General features: G+C 68.4%; 16 protein-coding genes. 8 read left to right on the forward strand and 8 right to left on the reverse strand.

The window, feature by feature from the left end; genetic code table 11:
- Window positions 1-301: 301 nt before the first annotated feature.
- From AC5WS7_RS06725 to AC5WS7_RS06750, 6 genes are all read right to left on the reverse strand, one after another.
- Complete coding sequence (locus AC5WS7_RS06725; RefSeq protein WP_495953428.1) at window positions 302-1294, reverse strand: RNA polymerase subunit sigma-70; 993 nt, start codon at window positions 1292-1294, stop codon at window positions 302-304.
- A 106-nt stretch (window positions 1295-1400) separates the two neighbouring features.
- Window positions 1401-1742 (reverse strand): EthD family reductase, encoded by a 342-nt coding sequence (locus tag AC5WS7_RS06730; RefSeq protein ID WP_495953429.1) that lies wholly within the window; start codon window positions 1740-1742, stop codon window positions 1401-1403.
- Window positions 1743-1806: 64 nt separating this feature from the next.
- Window positions 1807-2799, reverse strand: a complete 993-nt coding sequence (locus tag AC5WS7_RS06735) for a zinc-binding dehydrogenase (protein ID WP_495953430.1) — start codon at window positions 2797-2799, stop codon at window positions 1807-1809.
- Window positions 2800-3036: 237 nt separating this feature from the next.
- A complete protein-coding gene (locus AC5WS7_RS06740) occupies window positions 3037-3801 on the reverse strand; it encodes a MerR family transcriptional regulator (protein WP_495953770.1) in 765 nt (254 codons plus the stop codon).
- 12 nt (window positions 3802-3813) lie between these two features.
- Window positions 3814-4728, reverse strand: coding sequence for an alpha/beta fold hydrolase (locus AC5WS7_RS06745; RefSeq protein ID WP_495953431.1), 915 nt, complete (start codon window positions 4726-4728; stop codon window positions 3814-3816).
- A 192-nt stretch (window positions 4729-4920) separates the two neighbouring features.
- Entirely contained in the window at window positions 4921-5277 is a 357-nt protein-coding gene (locus AC5WS7_RS06750; protein WP_495953432.1) for a helix-turn-helix domain-containing protein, read from the reverse strand.
- 379 nt (window positions 5278-5656) lie between these two features.
- Here AC5WS7_RS06750 and AC5WS7_RS06755 point away from each other — a divergent pair, with 379 nt between their 5' ends.
- From AC5WS7_RS06755 to AC5WS7_RS06790, 8 genes are all read left to right on the forward strand, one after another.
- Window positions 5657-6016, forward strand: a complete 360-nt coding sequence (locus AC5WS7_RS06755) for an SRPBCC family protein (protein WP_495953433.1) — start codon at window positions 5657-5659, stop codon at window positions 6014-6016.
- A 62-nt stretch (window positions 6017-6078) separates the two neighbouring features.
- On the forward strand, window positions 6079-6243 hold the full coding sequence (locus tag AC5WS7_RS06760) for a hypothetical protein (protein WP_495953434.1): 165 nt from the start codon (window positions 6079-6081) through the stop codon (window positions 6241-6243).
- A gap of 60 nt (window positions 6244-6303) precedes the next feature.
- Complete coding sequence (locus AC5WS7_RS06765) at window positions 6304-7251, forward strand: patatin-like phospholipase family protein (RefSeq protein ID WP_495953435.1); 948 nt, start codon at window positions 6304-6306, stop codon at window positions 7249-7251.
- A 144-nt stretch (window positions 7252-7395) separates the two neighbouring features.
- Window positions 7396-7944 (forward strand): type VII secretion system-associated protein, encoded by a 549-nt coding sequence (locus AC5WS7_RS06770; RefSeq protein ID WP_495953436.1) that lies wholly within the window; start codon window positions 7396-7398, stop codon window positions 7942-7944.
- A 4-nt stretch (window positions 7945-7948) separates the two neighbouring features.
- Window positions 7949-8890, forward strand: a complete 942-nt coding sequence (locus AC5WS7_RS06775; RefSeq protein ID WP_495953437.1) for a hypothetical protein — start codon at window positions 7949-7951, stop codon at window positions 8888-8890.
- A 101-nt stretch (window positions 8891-8991) separates the two neighbouring features.
- On the forward strand, window positions 8992-9705 hold the full coding sequence (locus AC5WS7_RS06780) for a YoaK family protein (protein ID WP_495953438.1): 714 nt from the start codon (window positions 8992-8994) through the stop codon (window positions 9703-9705).
- Window positions 9706-9811: 106 nt separating this feature from the next.
- Window positions 9812-11878 carry a hypothetical protein gene (locus AC5WS7_RS06785; RefSeq protein WP_495953439.1) on the forward strand — a complete coding sequence of 689 codons (2067 nt, stop codon included), beginning with the start codon at window positions 9812-9814 and terminating at the stop codon, window positions 11876-11878.
- A 56-nt stretch (window positions 11879-11934) separates the two neighbouring features.
- On the forward strand, window positions 11935-13533 hold the full coding sequence (locus AC5WS7_RS06790; protein ID WP_495953440.1) for an ABC transporter substrate-binding protein: 1599 nt from the start codon (window positions 11935-11937) through the stop codon (window positions 13531-13533).
- 7 nt (window positions 13534-13540) lie between these two features.
- Here the strand turns inward: AC5WS7_RS06790 and AC5WS7_RS06795 are convergent, their stop codons facing one another.
- Window positions 13541-14419: a phosphoribulokinase gene (locus AC5WS7_RS06795; RefSeq protein WP_495953441.1), complete on the reverse strand. Its 879-nt coding sequence runs from the start codon at window positions 14417-14419 to the stop codon at window positions 13541-13543.
- Window positions 14420-14430: 11 nt separating this feature from the next.
- A complete protein-coding gene (locus AC5WS7_RS06800) occupies window positions 14431-15699 on the reverse strand; it encodes a class 1 fructose-bisphosphatase (RefSeq protein ID WP_495953442.1) in 1269 nt (422 codons plus the stop codon).
- Window positions 15700-15713 lie beyond the last annotated feature (14 nt).

Here is a 15713-nt window from a genome sequence, read left to right on the forward strand (position 1 = left end):
GGAGCGGCAACCTCGGCCGATATCTGCGGGCCGGCGAACTCGCTTGTGCCGCAGCCGAAGCGGGCGGGCGGGGCCGGATCGATGGACACATCACATCCGGCCCGATCCGACGGTCCGGTATGCGACGGCGAGGGCCCAACCGCTCGCCGGATTTCGACGGGAATTCTCATCGCGCGGGCACGGGCCCTGCTCGCTGGGCAATGGCACCGACCGCAGTCGCACCCAGCCGCGAAGATTGGACCGACCCGGCAGCATCGCTGAACGTGTCCACCGAGGCAACGCGGGGGCCGTAGTTGCCGGGTCAGGGCCCGAGCACGTCGGCGAAACCGAAGCTCGCGACCAGCGCGGGATCGTGGAACTTGACCACGCGGCTGATGCCGGCGCGGGTCGGTGCCAGCACCACGGCGCCGGCGGCTCGGAGCGTGCCGTGCGCGTCGCGGTGATAGACGACCGCGGCGGGCTGGCCGTTCGCGGTGGTGGCGAGCATCCGCCAATCGCCCGGCACGCCCAGCACATACGCGTCGAGCATGCGCACGCAGTTCGCCCGGCCCGCCTGCCAGTCGCGGAACGGCGTCGCCTCGAGCGTGGCGTCCACGCGCAGCACCTGTTCCAGCAGGTTCGCATCGGAGCGTTCGAAGGCCGCGATGTAGCCGTCCAGCAGTGCGCGCGCCCGCGGGTCGGTCGGTTCGAGCAGTTCCTCCGGGCGCGGTTCGAGTTCGTCGAGCCGGGCGCGGGCGCGTTGCAGCCCGCTCTTGACCGCCGCGACGGTGGTATCGAGGATCTCCGCGGTCTCGGCCGCCGAGAACGCCAGCACCTCGCGCAGGATGAGGATCGCGCGCTGGCGGGCGGGCAGGTGCTGCAGCCCGGCGATCAGCGCCAGTCGCAGCGACTCGCGCACGACCACGATCGCGGCCGGGTCCTCGGGCGGGGCGATCCATGCGTCCGGCAGCGGTTCCAGCCACGAAACACCTTCCAGTGCAACAGGACCCGAAGGAGAGTCGGGATCTTCCTGCGGACCGGCCAGACCCGAGGGCAGCACCCGGATCGGTCGCGGCCGCACGGCCGTCAGGCACACGTTGGTGGCGATCGTGTACAGCCAGGACCGGATCGAGGACCGGCCCTGGAATCCGGCGTAGGAACGCCACGCCCGCAGATACGTCTCCTGCACCAGATCCTCGGCGTCGTGCGCCGAGCCGACCATGCGGTAACAGTGCGCCAGCAGCTCCCGGCGGAATCGGTCGGTCTCGGCGGTGAACCGGTCTCGATCCGGTACCTCCCGCGGCCGCGATGTCACCTCGCGAGCCCAAGGCGCCGGTACGCGGCCCACGCCTCGACGACGCGGCGCCGGACCACCGCAGTCGAGGACGCCGATGCCGGTTCGGTGGCGACGGTGGTCGTGATCAAACCTCCTCGATCCGCAGGATCATGCCGCGAAAGCTCGCGTAACGAGCCAGATTCGCCATGGCGTCCTCGGCGGTGCGCCGGCCGATCTCCGATCCGAGCGCGGCTTCCAGCGCGGCCATGTCGTCCCAGTCCAGCATCACCACCAGGTAGCACGGCTCGCCGATCACCGCCTTCGGCGCATCGCCGCGCGTGTAGCGACGCAAGCCAGGATACTGTTTCGCCAACGGGATGTGGACATCGTTGTAGTGACGTTCGAACGCGTCGACATCCGAAGGGGTGTCGTACATTACGACGAATCGCGCTGTCGGGCCCGCGGTCGGGGCGGGGGGTGCGGTCATCTGTTCCAACTCCTGTCAGAGAAGGCCGTCGCGCGATGTCACCGCGTCGGCGCCGGGGCGTTACTCAGGGCAGCAGGGCCAGTTTGCCGATGGTGGCCCTGGCCTCCAGCTCGGTCAGCGCTTTGCGGCCGTCGGCCAGGGCGTACTCGGCCGGTGTGCTCGGCGCGAGCACACCGGCCGCGATCAGCGCGGACAACTCACCCATCAGCTCGCCGAAGATCTGCGGTGCGGCCTGGATCAGCACGCCGATATTCAGGCCGATGAGGTGGACCTGGTGCTTGTACACCAGATCCCGGTTGGTGATCGCGGCGTCGCCGCCCGCCGCACCGAATACGACCACCCGGCCGGTGACCGGTCTCGCCGCGGCCAGGCTCGCGGCGAAGGTGGCGCCACCGGCCGACTCGAGCACCACCTCGGCGCCGCTGCCGCCGGTCAGCTCTCGCACCCGCGCGGCCAGGTCGCCGTCGAGCGAGTCCAGGACGTGATCGGCTCCCAGCGCTCGTACCGTCTCGTGTTTGCCCGGTGAGGCGGCCGCGATGACTGTCGCACCGTAGTGCTTGGCCAGGGTGACCGCGGCCTGCCCGGTCCCACCCGCCGCGGCGTGGATCAGCACGGTCTGCCCCGCGGCGATGCCACCCAGGGGCCGAAGGGCAGCCAACGCGGTGGGCCAGTTCACGGCCAGGCCCAGCGCCTGCTGATCGGTCCATCCGGGCGGAACGGGTATCGCCGCATGCGCGGACACGACCATGTACTCGGCGAAAGCGCCGTCACCGATGCCGACGATGTGGACGCCGGGTCGTGGGCCGGTCACCTTCTCACCCACCGCGACCACCTCACCGGCGGCCTCGAATCCCGCCACATACGGCGGCCGCGGCCCACCCGGCGAGGTGCCGTGCGCCTGCATGACATCACGGAAATTCACGCCCGCGGCGGTGACCCGGATCAGAACTTCGCCCCGCCCCGGCTTCGGCACCGGCGCATCGGTGACCAGCCGCATATCCTGCGGCCCGTCCAGGGAAAACTGTCGCAGCGCGCGCATGGTCGCGGGAATGCTCATCGGCGATCGGCCCTTCGTTGTTGTTCACCACACATGAGTGAGCGGACCGTGCTCGCAGCGCAGACGGTTCCGCTCACCATGTAGACCTCGGCCACCACGAAAAGGAATCGGCCCAGTCCCGCGTTGCCCGAAATCCGGGCGCGGACGTCTCGGCCGGATCGCACCCCCGTCGCGCCGATCGCCCGAATTCGGTTGCACCGCAACAAGTTGCGCAACGAGCGGGCCGAATACCCGCGCTCAGCTGCCGGGCACGCCGGCCCGGCGGCGCTCGGCGCGGCGCGTGAGCGTGTCAAGGATTCGATGCCAAGCCGGTGACTCCCGCAGGACCAGGGAAAACAGCGGCGTCGGGCGCTCGGGCCGGCTGCTGCGGCCGTCGTGTTCGATCTCCCACGCTTCCAGGTCATCGATCAGCCGATCCACGCGCGGATCGTGCGGATCCCAACCCACGCACTGATCACACGCCAGATACAGGCGCATCTTCTCCGGATCCTCGAAACCGGCGATCTTGTCCCGAATCCACTGCGGCATCACGTTCGGGTCCGAGGCCCGCAACAGGATCGACCAGTCGCGCTCGAGCCGCACCGTGCGCTCGCTGACTCCGAGACCGCGCAGCCGGTTCAAGATGTCGACCATCTCCGGAGGCAGGACGAGCTCCTCGCCGCTTGCCAATTCGGCGATGCGGCGGCGATGGTCGGTGAGCTGATCGATCTTGTCCCGCAGCCCGGCGTCGATATCGGCGATGGCGGACGCGAATTCGGCAGGCTGGGCGTGCAGCAGCGCCTCGATCCTCGCCAGGGGCACTCCGGCATCGGCCAGAGTTCTGATCCGCACCAGATCCACCGCTGCCTGCGCGCTGTAACGACGGTAGCCGGAGGCATCGCGCTCGGGCTCGGGCAGCAGGCCGATCTGGTGGTAATGGCGCACAGTGCGCACGCTCACCCCGGCGGTCGCCGCGAGCTGGCCGATCGTGAGCACCGTGCGCCTCCGCTCCTCGGGAAACATAGCCACTCGAGTCTAGGCGCGAACCACCTGGTCCAGGACGTCACGGATCGCCTGGACCACGGCGTCGGGGCGAGTGAAGCACAGCTGGTTGTGTCCCACGTCGGACACGACGCGATGCTCCCCGGACGACACCTTGCTCACCATCGCCGCGGCCATCCGGCTCATCCCCTCGTGTATCGCACGGACCGTGCGCTGCGGCATCGGCACCTGCGGTCCGGGGTCGATGCTCTGCGCGGTGAGCGCGACCACCGGGACGTCGGGAATGTCCGGCCCCGAACGCAATTCGCCGGCGAGCGCACGCAGACTGCCGCGCTCCGCGACGCCGAACCGCAGCCAATCCTCGCTGACATGGGCGTCGATCAACGGCTGCCGCAGGTGCTGCGGATAGTCCGCGACCAGTTCGGCGTACATCTCCCGCAGCGCCGAACCCATCTGCCGCATCTGTTCGCGAGTGGGCGCTGTCTGCTGCACCGCGGCCGGGTTCGCCGCAGCGGGCATGAACTCCTCCCAGTCACGGTGAAAGCCATCCACCCAGACCAGCCCGGCCACCTCATCCGGATACAACTGCGTGAACCGGTGCGCGTAGCCGCCGCCGAGGGAATGCGCGACCAGAACATACGGTGCGGGCAGATGCAAGGCCTGCAACAACTCGTGCAGTTCGGTCGCGACCGCCGCCGCAGTGCGCGGCAGCGGGACCCGATCGCTGTACCCGGTGCCGCCACGGTCGTACACCACAGCGGTACAGAACTGCGAAATCCCTTGCTGGACAGCGAAATAATCCAGTCCGACCGCGCCCGAACCCGGCACGAACACCACGGCCGGCCCGCCACTGCCCAGCCGATGCGCAAAAATCCGGCGGCCGTCGACCTGTTGGAACTCTCCGATCGGCGGAGCGAGCCGAGTTGCGGAATCGATATCGTTCGTCATGACCCAAGGGTGCAACCCCGACGCAGCGTCAGGGTCAAGCCCAGCCACCCAACCGGATTCCGGCGGGCGGCTCAGCGCCGCATTCTCGCGGGGGCTCCCCGGCCGCATACCGCGTCCATAAAGGCTGACCACTCATCACAGCTTCTCGAGCCCGCGTTACGGATGCTCTTGAACCACTTCACGCCGGTCATGTCATCCATCGAATCTGCCATGAGAGGCCGCCGCCTCAACGAACGCGGACCACTCCTCGGAAGTGAACACCAGCGCGGGACCGCCGTACTCGTACCACCAACTCTGCTCATTACCTTGCGCGGCAAGCCCTTTCATTGCCGTTGTGTGATCGGGGCCGAATTCGTAGATCCGGCACAGCGCGTCGAGATCCACCTCTCGCAGCTTGGCTACCGTCCCCTTCTCGATCGGCTGCAACGTGCTCGCGCTGCGCTGAATCAGATCCGCCGCCTGGTGCAGGGTCAGGCCGCGCTCCTGGCGGCCCTCCCTCAGATACTTCCCCAGCTGACGTCGCGCCAGCGTCGATCCGTCCTCCGACATACCCGCCTCCCATACGGTTCGTTGATGACGCCGGCCCACCATGGCGCAATCCCCTGATGCCCCAGCCAGGGCAGATATTCATTCGATCCGCGCATCATCCCAGCAAAGATCTCACTCGGCGGTTCGTGGCATTGCATCGTGCATGGGCGTGAATCCGTTGTCGCAGCTCGGCATTCCGCCCGCATCGGTCACCGTGGGTATCGCCGAGGACGTCGAGTCGCCCTCGAAATCGGTAGCAGCACAGCCGTTCCCATCAGTCGCATGGGCACTTTCGAGTAGCCGTGAAGTCGGGCCGATGACGCGCAGCGCAGTTCGGCGGCCACAACAGATTTGGCAGGGAGCGGGTGGCCGGGATCAGTGGCTGCCCTACGCTTCTGGCGTGATCGAGATCGGTTCGCGGGCGCGCAAGCTTCCAGCACCGCCGTTGGTCGTCTGGCGATCGCTCACCGAGCCTCGTCGGCCACAAGCCCGGCCCTGGCTCAACCTGCTTCCCGATGAGGTCGAGCCCAGGATCCTGGAGGCAGCGGAACCGACCAGAGTCGTGTGGTCGTCACTGTGGCCCAGCAGGCCCGATGACCAGGTGCATTTCGAACTCACGACCGTCCAGGGCGCGGAGACCTTGCTGCGGTTCACCTTGCTGACTCACGGCGGAGCCCCGGACCAGAGCAAGACCGGACACCTTCGGCGCCGACTCAACCAACTGCTCTTCGCCGACCTTCGGCTCTCTTACGGCCAATAACCATGATCACCGAATAGCCAGCTGGGACAACACTTCCCATCCATCAACAAAGTTCGGCAACGATGCCACGCCCATGGTTCGGCACCGGCCGAACCTTCCCGCGGCAACTGCGAATCCTCCGGCCGGGGGGCGACCATATCGACACCACCGCCTGGGAACCGCTGCTGTACGTGTTCCGCGACTACTTCGGCGCCGGCCGGCTGCTCGGATCGACCCACCGCCGCTGACCTGCCGACGCACTGTGATAAACCGGATCCGGTTTGTCGCATTACCGGAAGGGTCAGCTCGTGTCGCTCGATGAATCCGGATCCCCGGTCGCCGATCTGATCGCCGCACGCAAGGCCGGCGGGAGTGTCCCCGGGCATCGGACCGACGGGGCGCGGCTGGCGCTGGTGATCGAGGGCGGTTCGGCGCGCGGGGCGTATTCGCACGGCATGGCGATGGGACTCGAGGATCTGGGAGTGCTGAGCTGCTTCGACGCGGTGTACGGGTCATCGGCCGGTGCGTTGAACGGGGCCTGGCTGTTGTGCGGGCGGGCGAATCGGTCACGCCGAGCGTGGCATGCGGATGTGGTGCGGCGGGTGATCGATCCGGTGCGTGCGTTGCGCGGCGGGCGCGTGGTCGACACCCGATATCTGGTGCACACGGTGTACGAGCGGATCGTGCCGATGGATTTCGCGGCAATCCTGAACTGCCCGGTGACCTTCCACCCGATCGGCACCGACACCGCCGATGGCGCGGCGGTGGACCTGCACCCGCACCTCACCGGTCCGGCCGCACTACAGCGCGCGCTGCTGGCCACCACCTGTCTGCCCATCCTGTCCGGGCAGCCGGTGGAACTGGCCGGACGCCGCTACATCGATGCGGGCCTGTCCGAATCGGTCCCCATCCACACCGCACTGGCCCAGGGCGCGACCCACGCACTCGTGCTGCGCACTCGCCGCATCGACGAAACCCCCGGTGTCCCTTCGAGTATCGAGACCCGCGTGGTCGCCCGCTACCTGGCCCGGCACGCCCCCGGCGTGGTCACCAACTGGCTCGCCCGCGCCGAGCAGCACGCCCGCGACGAACGCGCGCTCACCGCTGATCCCACGATCCTGCAGATCCGCCCGCCCCGGCACGCCCCGGCGATCGGCCGGATCGGCCGCGATTCGACGATCCTGCTGCAAGCCCTGGATCTGGGCCGGGAGGCAACCCTCGCGGCGCTGCCGGGCGTGGCACGCATCGCCCGATGAAGCCGGAAAGCTCACTGCCACTGGGAAGTCGCGGAGGCGAGAGCACCGACGGGTGAACTATCGTGGGGGGCCGCTCGAACCAGGCGCCCGGATCCGGGCGCGACGCGTATCCCGAACAGGTTTCGACCGATCGAATGGGGGCAGATGATCACGGACCGACCGGGTCGTCGAGCGCGTTGGCTGGCCTTGACCGCGCCGGGCTGGGAACCCGCCGAGGCGGCGCAGCAGCCGCCACCGGAGATGATCATCGGCGGCTGGCAGATCGACGACGAAGGCCGTTCGGGACCATTCGAACCGAATCTCGCCTACCGGCCGGCCGACGAGTCGATGCCCTCCGATCCGCTCGACGCGATCCTGCGCCACGCAGTCGCCGACACGTCGGAGCCCGTGCGCCGCGAAGATGCGATCCGCGATGTCCTCGCCACCGTGCGGCGCTCGGTCGTCGATATCGGGTGCGACGCCGACGGCCGTCCCGTGATCGGCGCCGCGGAGGATGTGCCGTGCGTGCTGGTCGTCACGGCCGCGGTGCATCGACGAGGCATCGAGGTCGACATGTGGCGACCGCTGACGGGCGAGCAGCTCGCCGATGTCGTTCCCGCCGGCGTGGATATCCTGCTCAACCCCCGCAGTGACGCGTCGTGCCGACTGACGGTCGCCGCGCTGCGCCCGACCACCCCCCGCGAGCGGAGATGATGCCGTGTTTGCCGAAAGATTGAAATCGGCGCTCGTCGATCCGCTGATCCACTTGTTCGGCAAGGAATCTCGCGGCCTGGCCGAGAGATATGTCGGGACCGCGGGCAGGCTCGGCGAGAACGGCAGAGCGGTGACCGGCGCAGACGAATTCAGCGCCAACGGTTTTCAGCGCCTCGAGGCCATTCCGGCCGAGCACTTCACACCCGAGCGTGAGGTGACGTTCCGTCCGGACCAGGTGGTTACTCGAACACTGCGGGCCGAGCGCAAATTCAAGAAACCGCCACTGGTCATCGATTACCCGGTCGAGGACGCCACCCACATGCGGCACTGGGCCGATGGAAAGTACGTATACGACGGAGAAGATCACGGATACAACGTCATCAGGCCCGATGATGTGGTCTTCGGGGAACCCACTCGCGACGGCCTGGAGTTGGATACCGCACCGTGGGTTCGGCGATGGCCGCCGGAGAACAACACCTTCGTGCGCAGCCGGTCGTTGACCGAACCCGTGAGCGCCGAGGACGGCGCCCAGTCTCCGTTTCCCGGGCGGCGGCGGCTGTTGCAGGTCAAGACCGGGCGGGGCAAGGTCGAAACGGTCGCCGTCGACGACGAGACGCTGCTGAAGGTACAGGCGGCGAACAAGCAGCTGGCGCGAGCGGTCCGCAAGAACGTCGGTCCGGTAGTGCTGTTGCCCGACAAGAGTTTTCCGACCTCGGCCGCCGAGCACATCGAGAATCTGCGAACCAGTATCGGCAGTCCCGAGGTGTACGCGCCCACGGGCGATGTGTCCACCACGATCGGCGCCCCGAGAAGCATCATGACCGGGTCCAAGGACGAGGTCGTGCCGTGGGACACCGGGATAGAAGTGCACAAGACCGATGACACTCCCGCGTGGCAACGCCTGGGAGCGATACCGGGAACCCGGGAATGGTGGGCAGAGCCCTGAGCGGGCTCTCCGGCCCCCCTCACGCCGATGCGCCGAGGGGTGCGCTGGCGTCCCACCGCACGATCCATGCACAGTGCCGCATAGATTGCTAGCCTGTCGCTGTGACCGCGAACTCGAACGACTCACGTGCCCGGTTCTGGGATCTGGAGGCCCGGCTAGCCACGGCGCTGCTGATTCTCGCCGGATTCGTCGGCGCCGCCGCCTACACCCATTCGCAGGGTTATTTCGTCACCTTCATGACCGGTAACACCGAGCGCGCGGTCATCGGCGGATTCCTGGGCGACTTCTGGCTCGCGTGGGGCGCGTTCCTGCTGATCGTCTGCTTCCTGACCGGTGTGTTCTGCGCCTCGGTCTGCCGCCGGCACTGGTGGCGCAACCATCCACACGGCGCGACGATGCTGGCCACCTTCGCGCTCGTGATCGCCGCGACCGTGGACGGATTCGGCCGGGAGACCGACGTCGGGCTGGTCCCGATCCTGTTCGTCGCGTTCGCCATGGGTTCGCTCAATACCTCGTTCGTGCGCAAGGGTGAGGTCTCGATCCCGGTCACCTACGTCACCGGGACGCTGGTCAAATTCGCTCAGGGCGTCGAACGCCACCTCGCCGGGGGCACCCACCGCGAATGGCTCAACTACGCGGTGCAGTGGCTGTCCTTCGTCGTCGGCGCCGCGATCGGCGGCCTGGTGAGCCTGGTGGTGAACGGCGACGAGATGCTGATCGCCGCGGCCGTCGGCTCGGCGCTCGTCGCGGCCTACACCTGGCGCGCGGATATCCGCTGGGTGCGCCGCGGCGCACAGTCGCCCTCCGGAAGCTGACCGGCGCAACGGAATTCACCCCCGCATTCGGGGCTTGACACGAGCTCGCATCGGGCGAAGCCTGTCTTCACAACACACGCGATCGTTTCCGGCGGAGGGGGAGTCGATGGCCGACGAGATCAGTATGCGCGAAATCCTGCCCGTACTCGTCGAACGGCTCACCACGCCGCCGCACGACCACGCTCAACCCCGGCCCCGGCCGGTGCTGGTCCTGGAGGGATGCGGCGGATCCGGCCGAACCGGCCTGCTACTGGACATTCTCGATGAGTGGAAGGATAGGACATACGCCGAACGCCTCACTTCCCGCGAGTGGGAAATTATCGGCCGCACAGCGGATTCCGACTCCGGTGAGCGAGATCCGCTGCGCCCGGTCATGGTTGCGATCATGGTGTGGCTGGGCAGGAGGCTTCCGGGATTCCGCCTGACCCGGATGCGAATGCTGGTGGCGCACATCGCGCTCAGCACCGACTTTCGCGGCCTGGCGCTGGACGAGCAGTTGCGGCTGCTCGACGCCGAACTCGACAGATATTGCGACCCACAGCAATTGCGCGGCCTGCTCGAGGGGCTGGCCCGGTTCGTCACGGCCGCCATCCCCAATCCGCCACCGCCGCTGAACATCCTGACCGATATCGCCAAGGCCGATTGGCTCAGCGACGCGGTTCCCGCGCTGGTGCGCCGGGGGATGCGCCGCAGGCTCGAACACGCCGTGCACTGGTTCGCGCACCGCGACCTGGGCATGCGCAGCAAACCCGAACAGGTGCTGATCGACCTGGCCAACCATGCGCGACTGCGTGATCCGGTCGTGCAGGCCAGCGTCGATGACGTACTGACCGGCGCGCTGCTTGCGGATCTGCGCGAGAGCGTGCACCGGCTCGGTGCGCGCACACCCAACATCGTGCTGTTGCTCGACGACGGCGACCTGCCGATGGCAACGGCGTTCATCCTGTCGTTGCTGCGGGTGCGCGGGCTGGTCGCGTCCGCCGGCACCCCCACCGCCGAATCCGGCACCGATCCACTCACCGTGATCACCGCCAGCTCCGGTGCGCTCACCGCGGCATTGCACGAGCACTCCGGCCGCCGGCCGGAATGGCCGGACACCGAGGTGCGCACGATCCTGGCCCCGCACGCCGGCTCCGGCCACGGCACCCGCTCGATCACCGACCTCGTGGCCCGCGCCGGACCCGACCTGGCGAGCCGCTCGTGGCTGCGCGCCGAACTCACCAGCTTCACCAGGCACGAGATCCTCCTGCGCGCCGACCCGATCGCCCTGTTCCGCGCACCGGCCATCGCCGTGAACCTCGAACGGCTGACCCACCGGCACCACGAAGCCACCGAACTGTCGCTGCGCAAGATCAGCGCGAATCCTCTTCTGTGGCAGGACATCGAGGGATTGCTGACCAGCCGGGTCACCCTGGACGGACGTGCTCCCGCGGACCTGGGCGCCGCCGCGCGGGAGCAGACCGACGCCTCGCTCGAGGAACACCTGCTGTACGTGTTCGCCTCCGGCCTGGATCCCGCGACCCAACCGACCACCGCACTCATCGACGCCATGATCACCGTCTCCGCGGCCCGGAATCTGCGCGAGGCGCAGAGTCTGCTCGTGCTGCACGACCGCGATACCGTCGGCACCACCGCGCACCCGCTCTACACCTCACGCACGCTGTGGACCGCCGGACCATCGGGCAACGCACCCGTACGCCGGATGCATCCCCTCGCCCGCTATCTCGCACTGCGGGCGCTTGCCCGGCGGCGCGACCCCGCACGCGGCTGGAACGCGGTATTCGAGCTGCTGCGCGAGCAATGCGAGGACGACGACATCGCCGCCCGGCTGTGCTGTGATCGCATGCTGCGCAGGCACGAACAGGTCGTCGGAGAACTTTCCGGCCTGCACGCGCGAGTGCCGTGGCAGGACTGGCGGGCGCTGTTCGGCGAAATCGTCGCCACGCCCGACCCGCATCCCCGTGCGCCCGAGGTCACCACGCTGCGCGAGCTGTTCGTACCGGACACCCGCCCATGGCATATCGCGACCCTGCTGGCCGCGGTACCCGCCTACCGCGATCCCTGTGTGACCGACTCCGCGACCCGTGCGCACCTGGACCGCCAGATCGGGCGCGCCGAGGCGTTCCTGGCCGACCCCGATATCGGCCCGTCCCCGGGACATATCTGGCGCTGAGACGAAAGCCCCTGCGGGAGTGGCCGATACGCACTCCGGCGAACGAAAGGACCGTGATGAACCGACGGCTGCGACGGCTGGCGGAGACGTTCTGGCCGCCGATCACGCCACCGCCGCGCCCGCCGCGCAAGTGGGTGCCGCTCGGCGTGACGGCCGTGATCATCGCCCTGGTGGCGCCCACCGTGGTCTACGCGCCACAGATCGAGCAGGTGTTCACCTGCGGGCGCGGCTGGGAGACCAGCACCCCGACCTGGCACGCCGAGAACCAGTGCGTCGGGCTGAGTGCGGGCCCCTACGACTTCGGCGTGCCCGGGTTCGCCCCGGTCATGCGGTTGATCCGGCAGCAGAACGACAACGCCGCGGCGAACTGCCCCGCCGGCACCCCGGTCACCATCGGCGTGCTGCTGAGCCTGACCGACACCTCGGTGGGCGGGCGCGCGCTCGACGAACTCGAGGGGATGGCCGCGGCCCAGCAGCACGCGGACGACTCGGGCTGCGTGCACCCGGTGAAGCTGCTGATCGGCCAACTCGGCGACGATCAGCACGGCCCCGGACCCCGCGACGTCGCACAGGCCATGGCCGCGCGCGATGACGTGGTCGCAGTCGCCGGCGTCGGACTCAGCTACGAGAGCACCACCGAGGTTGTGAAAACCCTTGCCGCGGCGAAGATTCCGATGATCGGCGATGTGGTCACCGCCGAGGGCTTCGATCAGGACGGCTCCCGCGCCGATCAGCCGATCTACGACAGCTGCGACCAGGCGCGGCAGAACTACCGCGACGGCCTGGGCCGCGACTACTTCTACCGGGTCGCGTTCCGGGTGGCGGTCCAGGTCGATGCGCTGACGAAAATCGCCGCGAGCCCACCGGATTTCGTGATGGTGCCCACCGGCACCACCGATCCCTACACCTGCACCGCGCTGCCGCTGCTGCACCGCGACTTCCACACCGACGCCCCGGATGTGAAGTTCGACGCCGACGAACCGACCACCGTGGTGCAGACCGCCGAACGAGTCTGCGCCGCAACCTCGGACGTGACCGTCGCCTATCTGGCCCGCGGCCGCGACCTGAGCCGGTTCCTGTTCAGTGTCGATCAGCGGTACGGCAACGGCCTGTGCCCGGCCCCGTCGATCACGGTGATCGCGACCTCCGACGCGCTGCGCCTGTCCACCCCCGAACCCGATCCGGTGCTCGAGGATCTGCGCGGCAAGGCGCTGAGTTCGGCCGGCTTCACCAGCGGCCGCATCCGGCTGCTGTCGAGCATGATCGCCGACACCCACCGCCCGGCCGACGACACCGCGTTCCTGGATTATCAGAACGCGTTCACCGCGGCCCGGCTCGATCGCTCCCACCTCGACCAGGGCTGGGCGGTCAACGGCTACGACGCGGTCACCACGGCCACCGCCGCGGTGCACAGCCTGCCGCAGCACGAGCCGGTCACCCGCGGCCAAGTGAACGCGGTGATCAGCGGCTACAACGCGCCCGCGCAGGCCGTCCCCGGCGCCGGCGGGCCGATCTACTTCGACAACGCGGGCAACCGGAGCGGACCGGCCCCTGCGGTGGTCCGGGTCTGCCCGATCGGGCACGGCCCCGACCGCGCGGCACATGGCGTGCAGACCAGACCCGTATCGCCGGGCCAGCCGATTCCGGCGTGCTGATCAGCGTTCACACCCGGCTGTTCGGGCGTTTGTCCATCAACCGCAGGATCAGCGGGGTGAAGATCAACTGCATCGCCAGATCCATCTTCCCGCCCGGCACCACGATGCAATTGGGCCGCGACATGAACGAATCGTGCAGCATCGACAGCAGATACGGGAAGTCGATCACCTTCGGGTCGGCGAACCGGATCACCACGAAGCTCTCGTCCGCGGTCGGAATCGTGCGCGCGGTGAACGGATTGGAGGTGTCCACCGTGGGCACCCGCTGAAAATTCACGTAGGTGCGGGAGAACTGCGGGCAGATGTAGTTCACGTAGTCCGGCATGCGCCGCAGGATCGTATCCAGCACGGCCTCACCGGAATACCCGCGTTCGGTCTTGTCCCGGATCACCTTCTGAATCCACTCCAGATTGATGATCGGCACCACACCCACCAGCAGATCGGTATGGCGGGCCACATCCACCGAGTCGGTCACCGCCGCGCCGTGCAAGCCCTCGTAGAACAGCAGATCACTGCCCGGGGCCAGCTCCTGCCACGGAGTGAACGTGCCCGGCGGCTGCCCGTACGGTTTGGCCTCGGCCTCGTCGTGCAGATACCGGCGCACCAGACCCACGCCGGTCTCCCCGTAATCGCGGAACAGCGCCTCGAGTTCGGCCAGCAGATTCGCCTCCGGGCCGAAATGCGAGAAGTGCCGGTTCGCGTTCTGCTCCGCCTCGGCCATCGCCATCGCCATCTCCCCGCGATCGAACCGGTGGAACGAATCCCCTTCCACCACAGCGGCTTCGATCCCCTCGCGGCGGAAGATCTCCTGAAATGTCCGGGTGACACTGGTCGTGCCCGCACCGGAGGAGCCGGTGATCGCGACCACGGGATGTTTGAACGACATCGCACCTCGTTTCAATGGCCTTTTTCGATGCCCACAGGCCGGAACAGCGATCGCGTGCCGAACAGCGACGCGTCGAACCGCGGCCCCTCCTCGGGCTCGCGGTGATAGCGCTCGATGCGCTCGACCTCCCGGCGCGAGCCGAAAATCAACGGCACCCGCTGATGCAGATCATCCGGGGTCACCTCCAGCACCCGCGCATACCCCGTCGTCGCCGCGCCACCGGCCTGTTCGACCACGAACGCGATCGGATTGGCGCCGTAGAGCAGCGAGACCCGGCCCGCGCAGCGCGTGTCGTACGGATACAGGTAGACCCCGCCGCGGGTGAGGATGTGGAAAGTGTCCGCGACCAGGGAGGCGACCCAGCGCATATTGAAATCCCGCCCGCGCGGACCGTCCACCCCGGCCAGGCATTCGTGCACGTAACGCCGCACCGGGCGCGCCCAGAACCGCTCGTTCGCGGCGTTGATCGCGAATCCCGAAGTGCGCTCGGGGATTCGCATGCGCGGATGGGTGAGCACGAACGCGCCGATCTCCCGATCCAGGGTGAACCCGTCCACCCCGTCCCCGGTGGTCAGCACCAGCATCGTCGCCGGACCGTACAGGGTGAAACCCGCGCACACCTGCCGCACGCCCGGCTGCAGGAAATCGCCCGCGTCCGGCGCGCGGGTGTCGTCCGGGCAGCGCAGCACGCTGAAAATCGTTCCCACGGGCAGGTTCACATCGATATTGGACGAGCCGTCCAGCGGATCGAACGCCAGCAGATATTTCCCGCGCCGGAATTCGGTGGGCACCGGATGAAATCCGGCCATCTGCTCGGACAACAGCGCGGCGAGCGGGCCGGTCCACTCCGATTCGGCCACCATGATGTCGTTGGCGATCGCATCGATGCGGCGATGCCGCGCCGGGCCGGGGTCGCCCGCCGCTGACGCCTGCCTCTCCCCGGGCCGTGGAACGAGCGATTCCGGTTGCGCCCGTTGGGTTTGCGGTGCCGGTTCGGTCTCGCCGCGATCCGGTTCCGCGATCCGCTCGTCACCGGGCGCGGCGCCGGCGCGGGCGCTGTGTCCGTCGTGCGGCGCCGGCGCGCGAACCGGGGTGGGCCGCCGGGCGGTGGCATCGTATGCGGCGGTGTCCACGATGCGGCCCCGGGTGACCTGGTTGGCGATGATCTTCGTCGCGGTGGCCACCACGTTCAGCAGGGCGGAGAACTCCCCCGAGGAGCCGGGATGACGGTGCTCCTGCGCGATCGTGTACCGGGTCAGTGTCTCGAGTTTCTCGGGCATCGCGTCTTGTCAAC

Source organism: Nocardia sp. PLKS1-43, assembly GCF_059510335.1.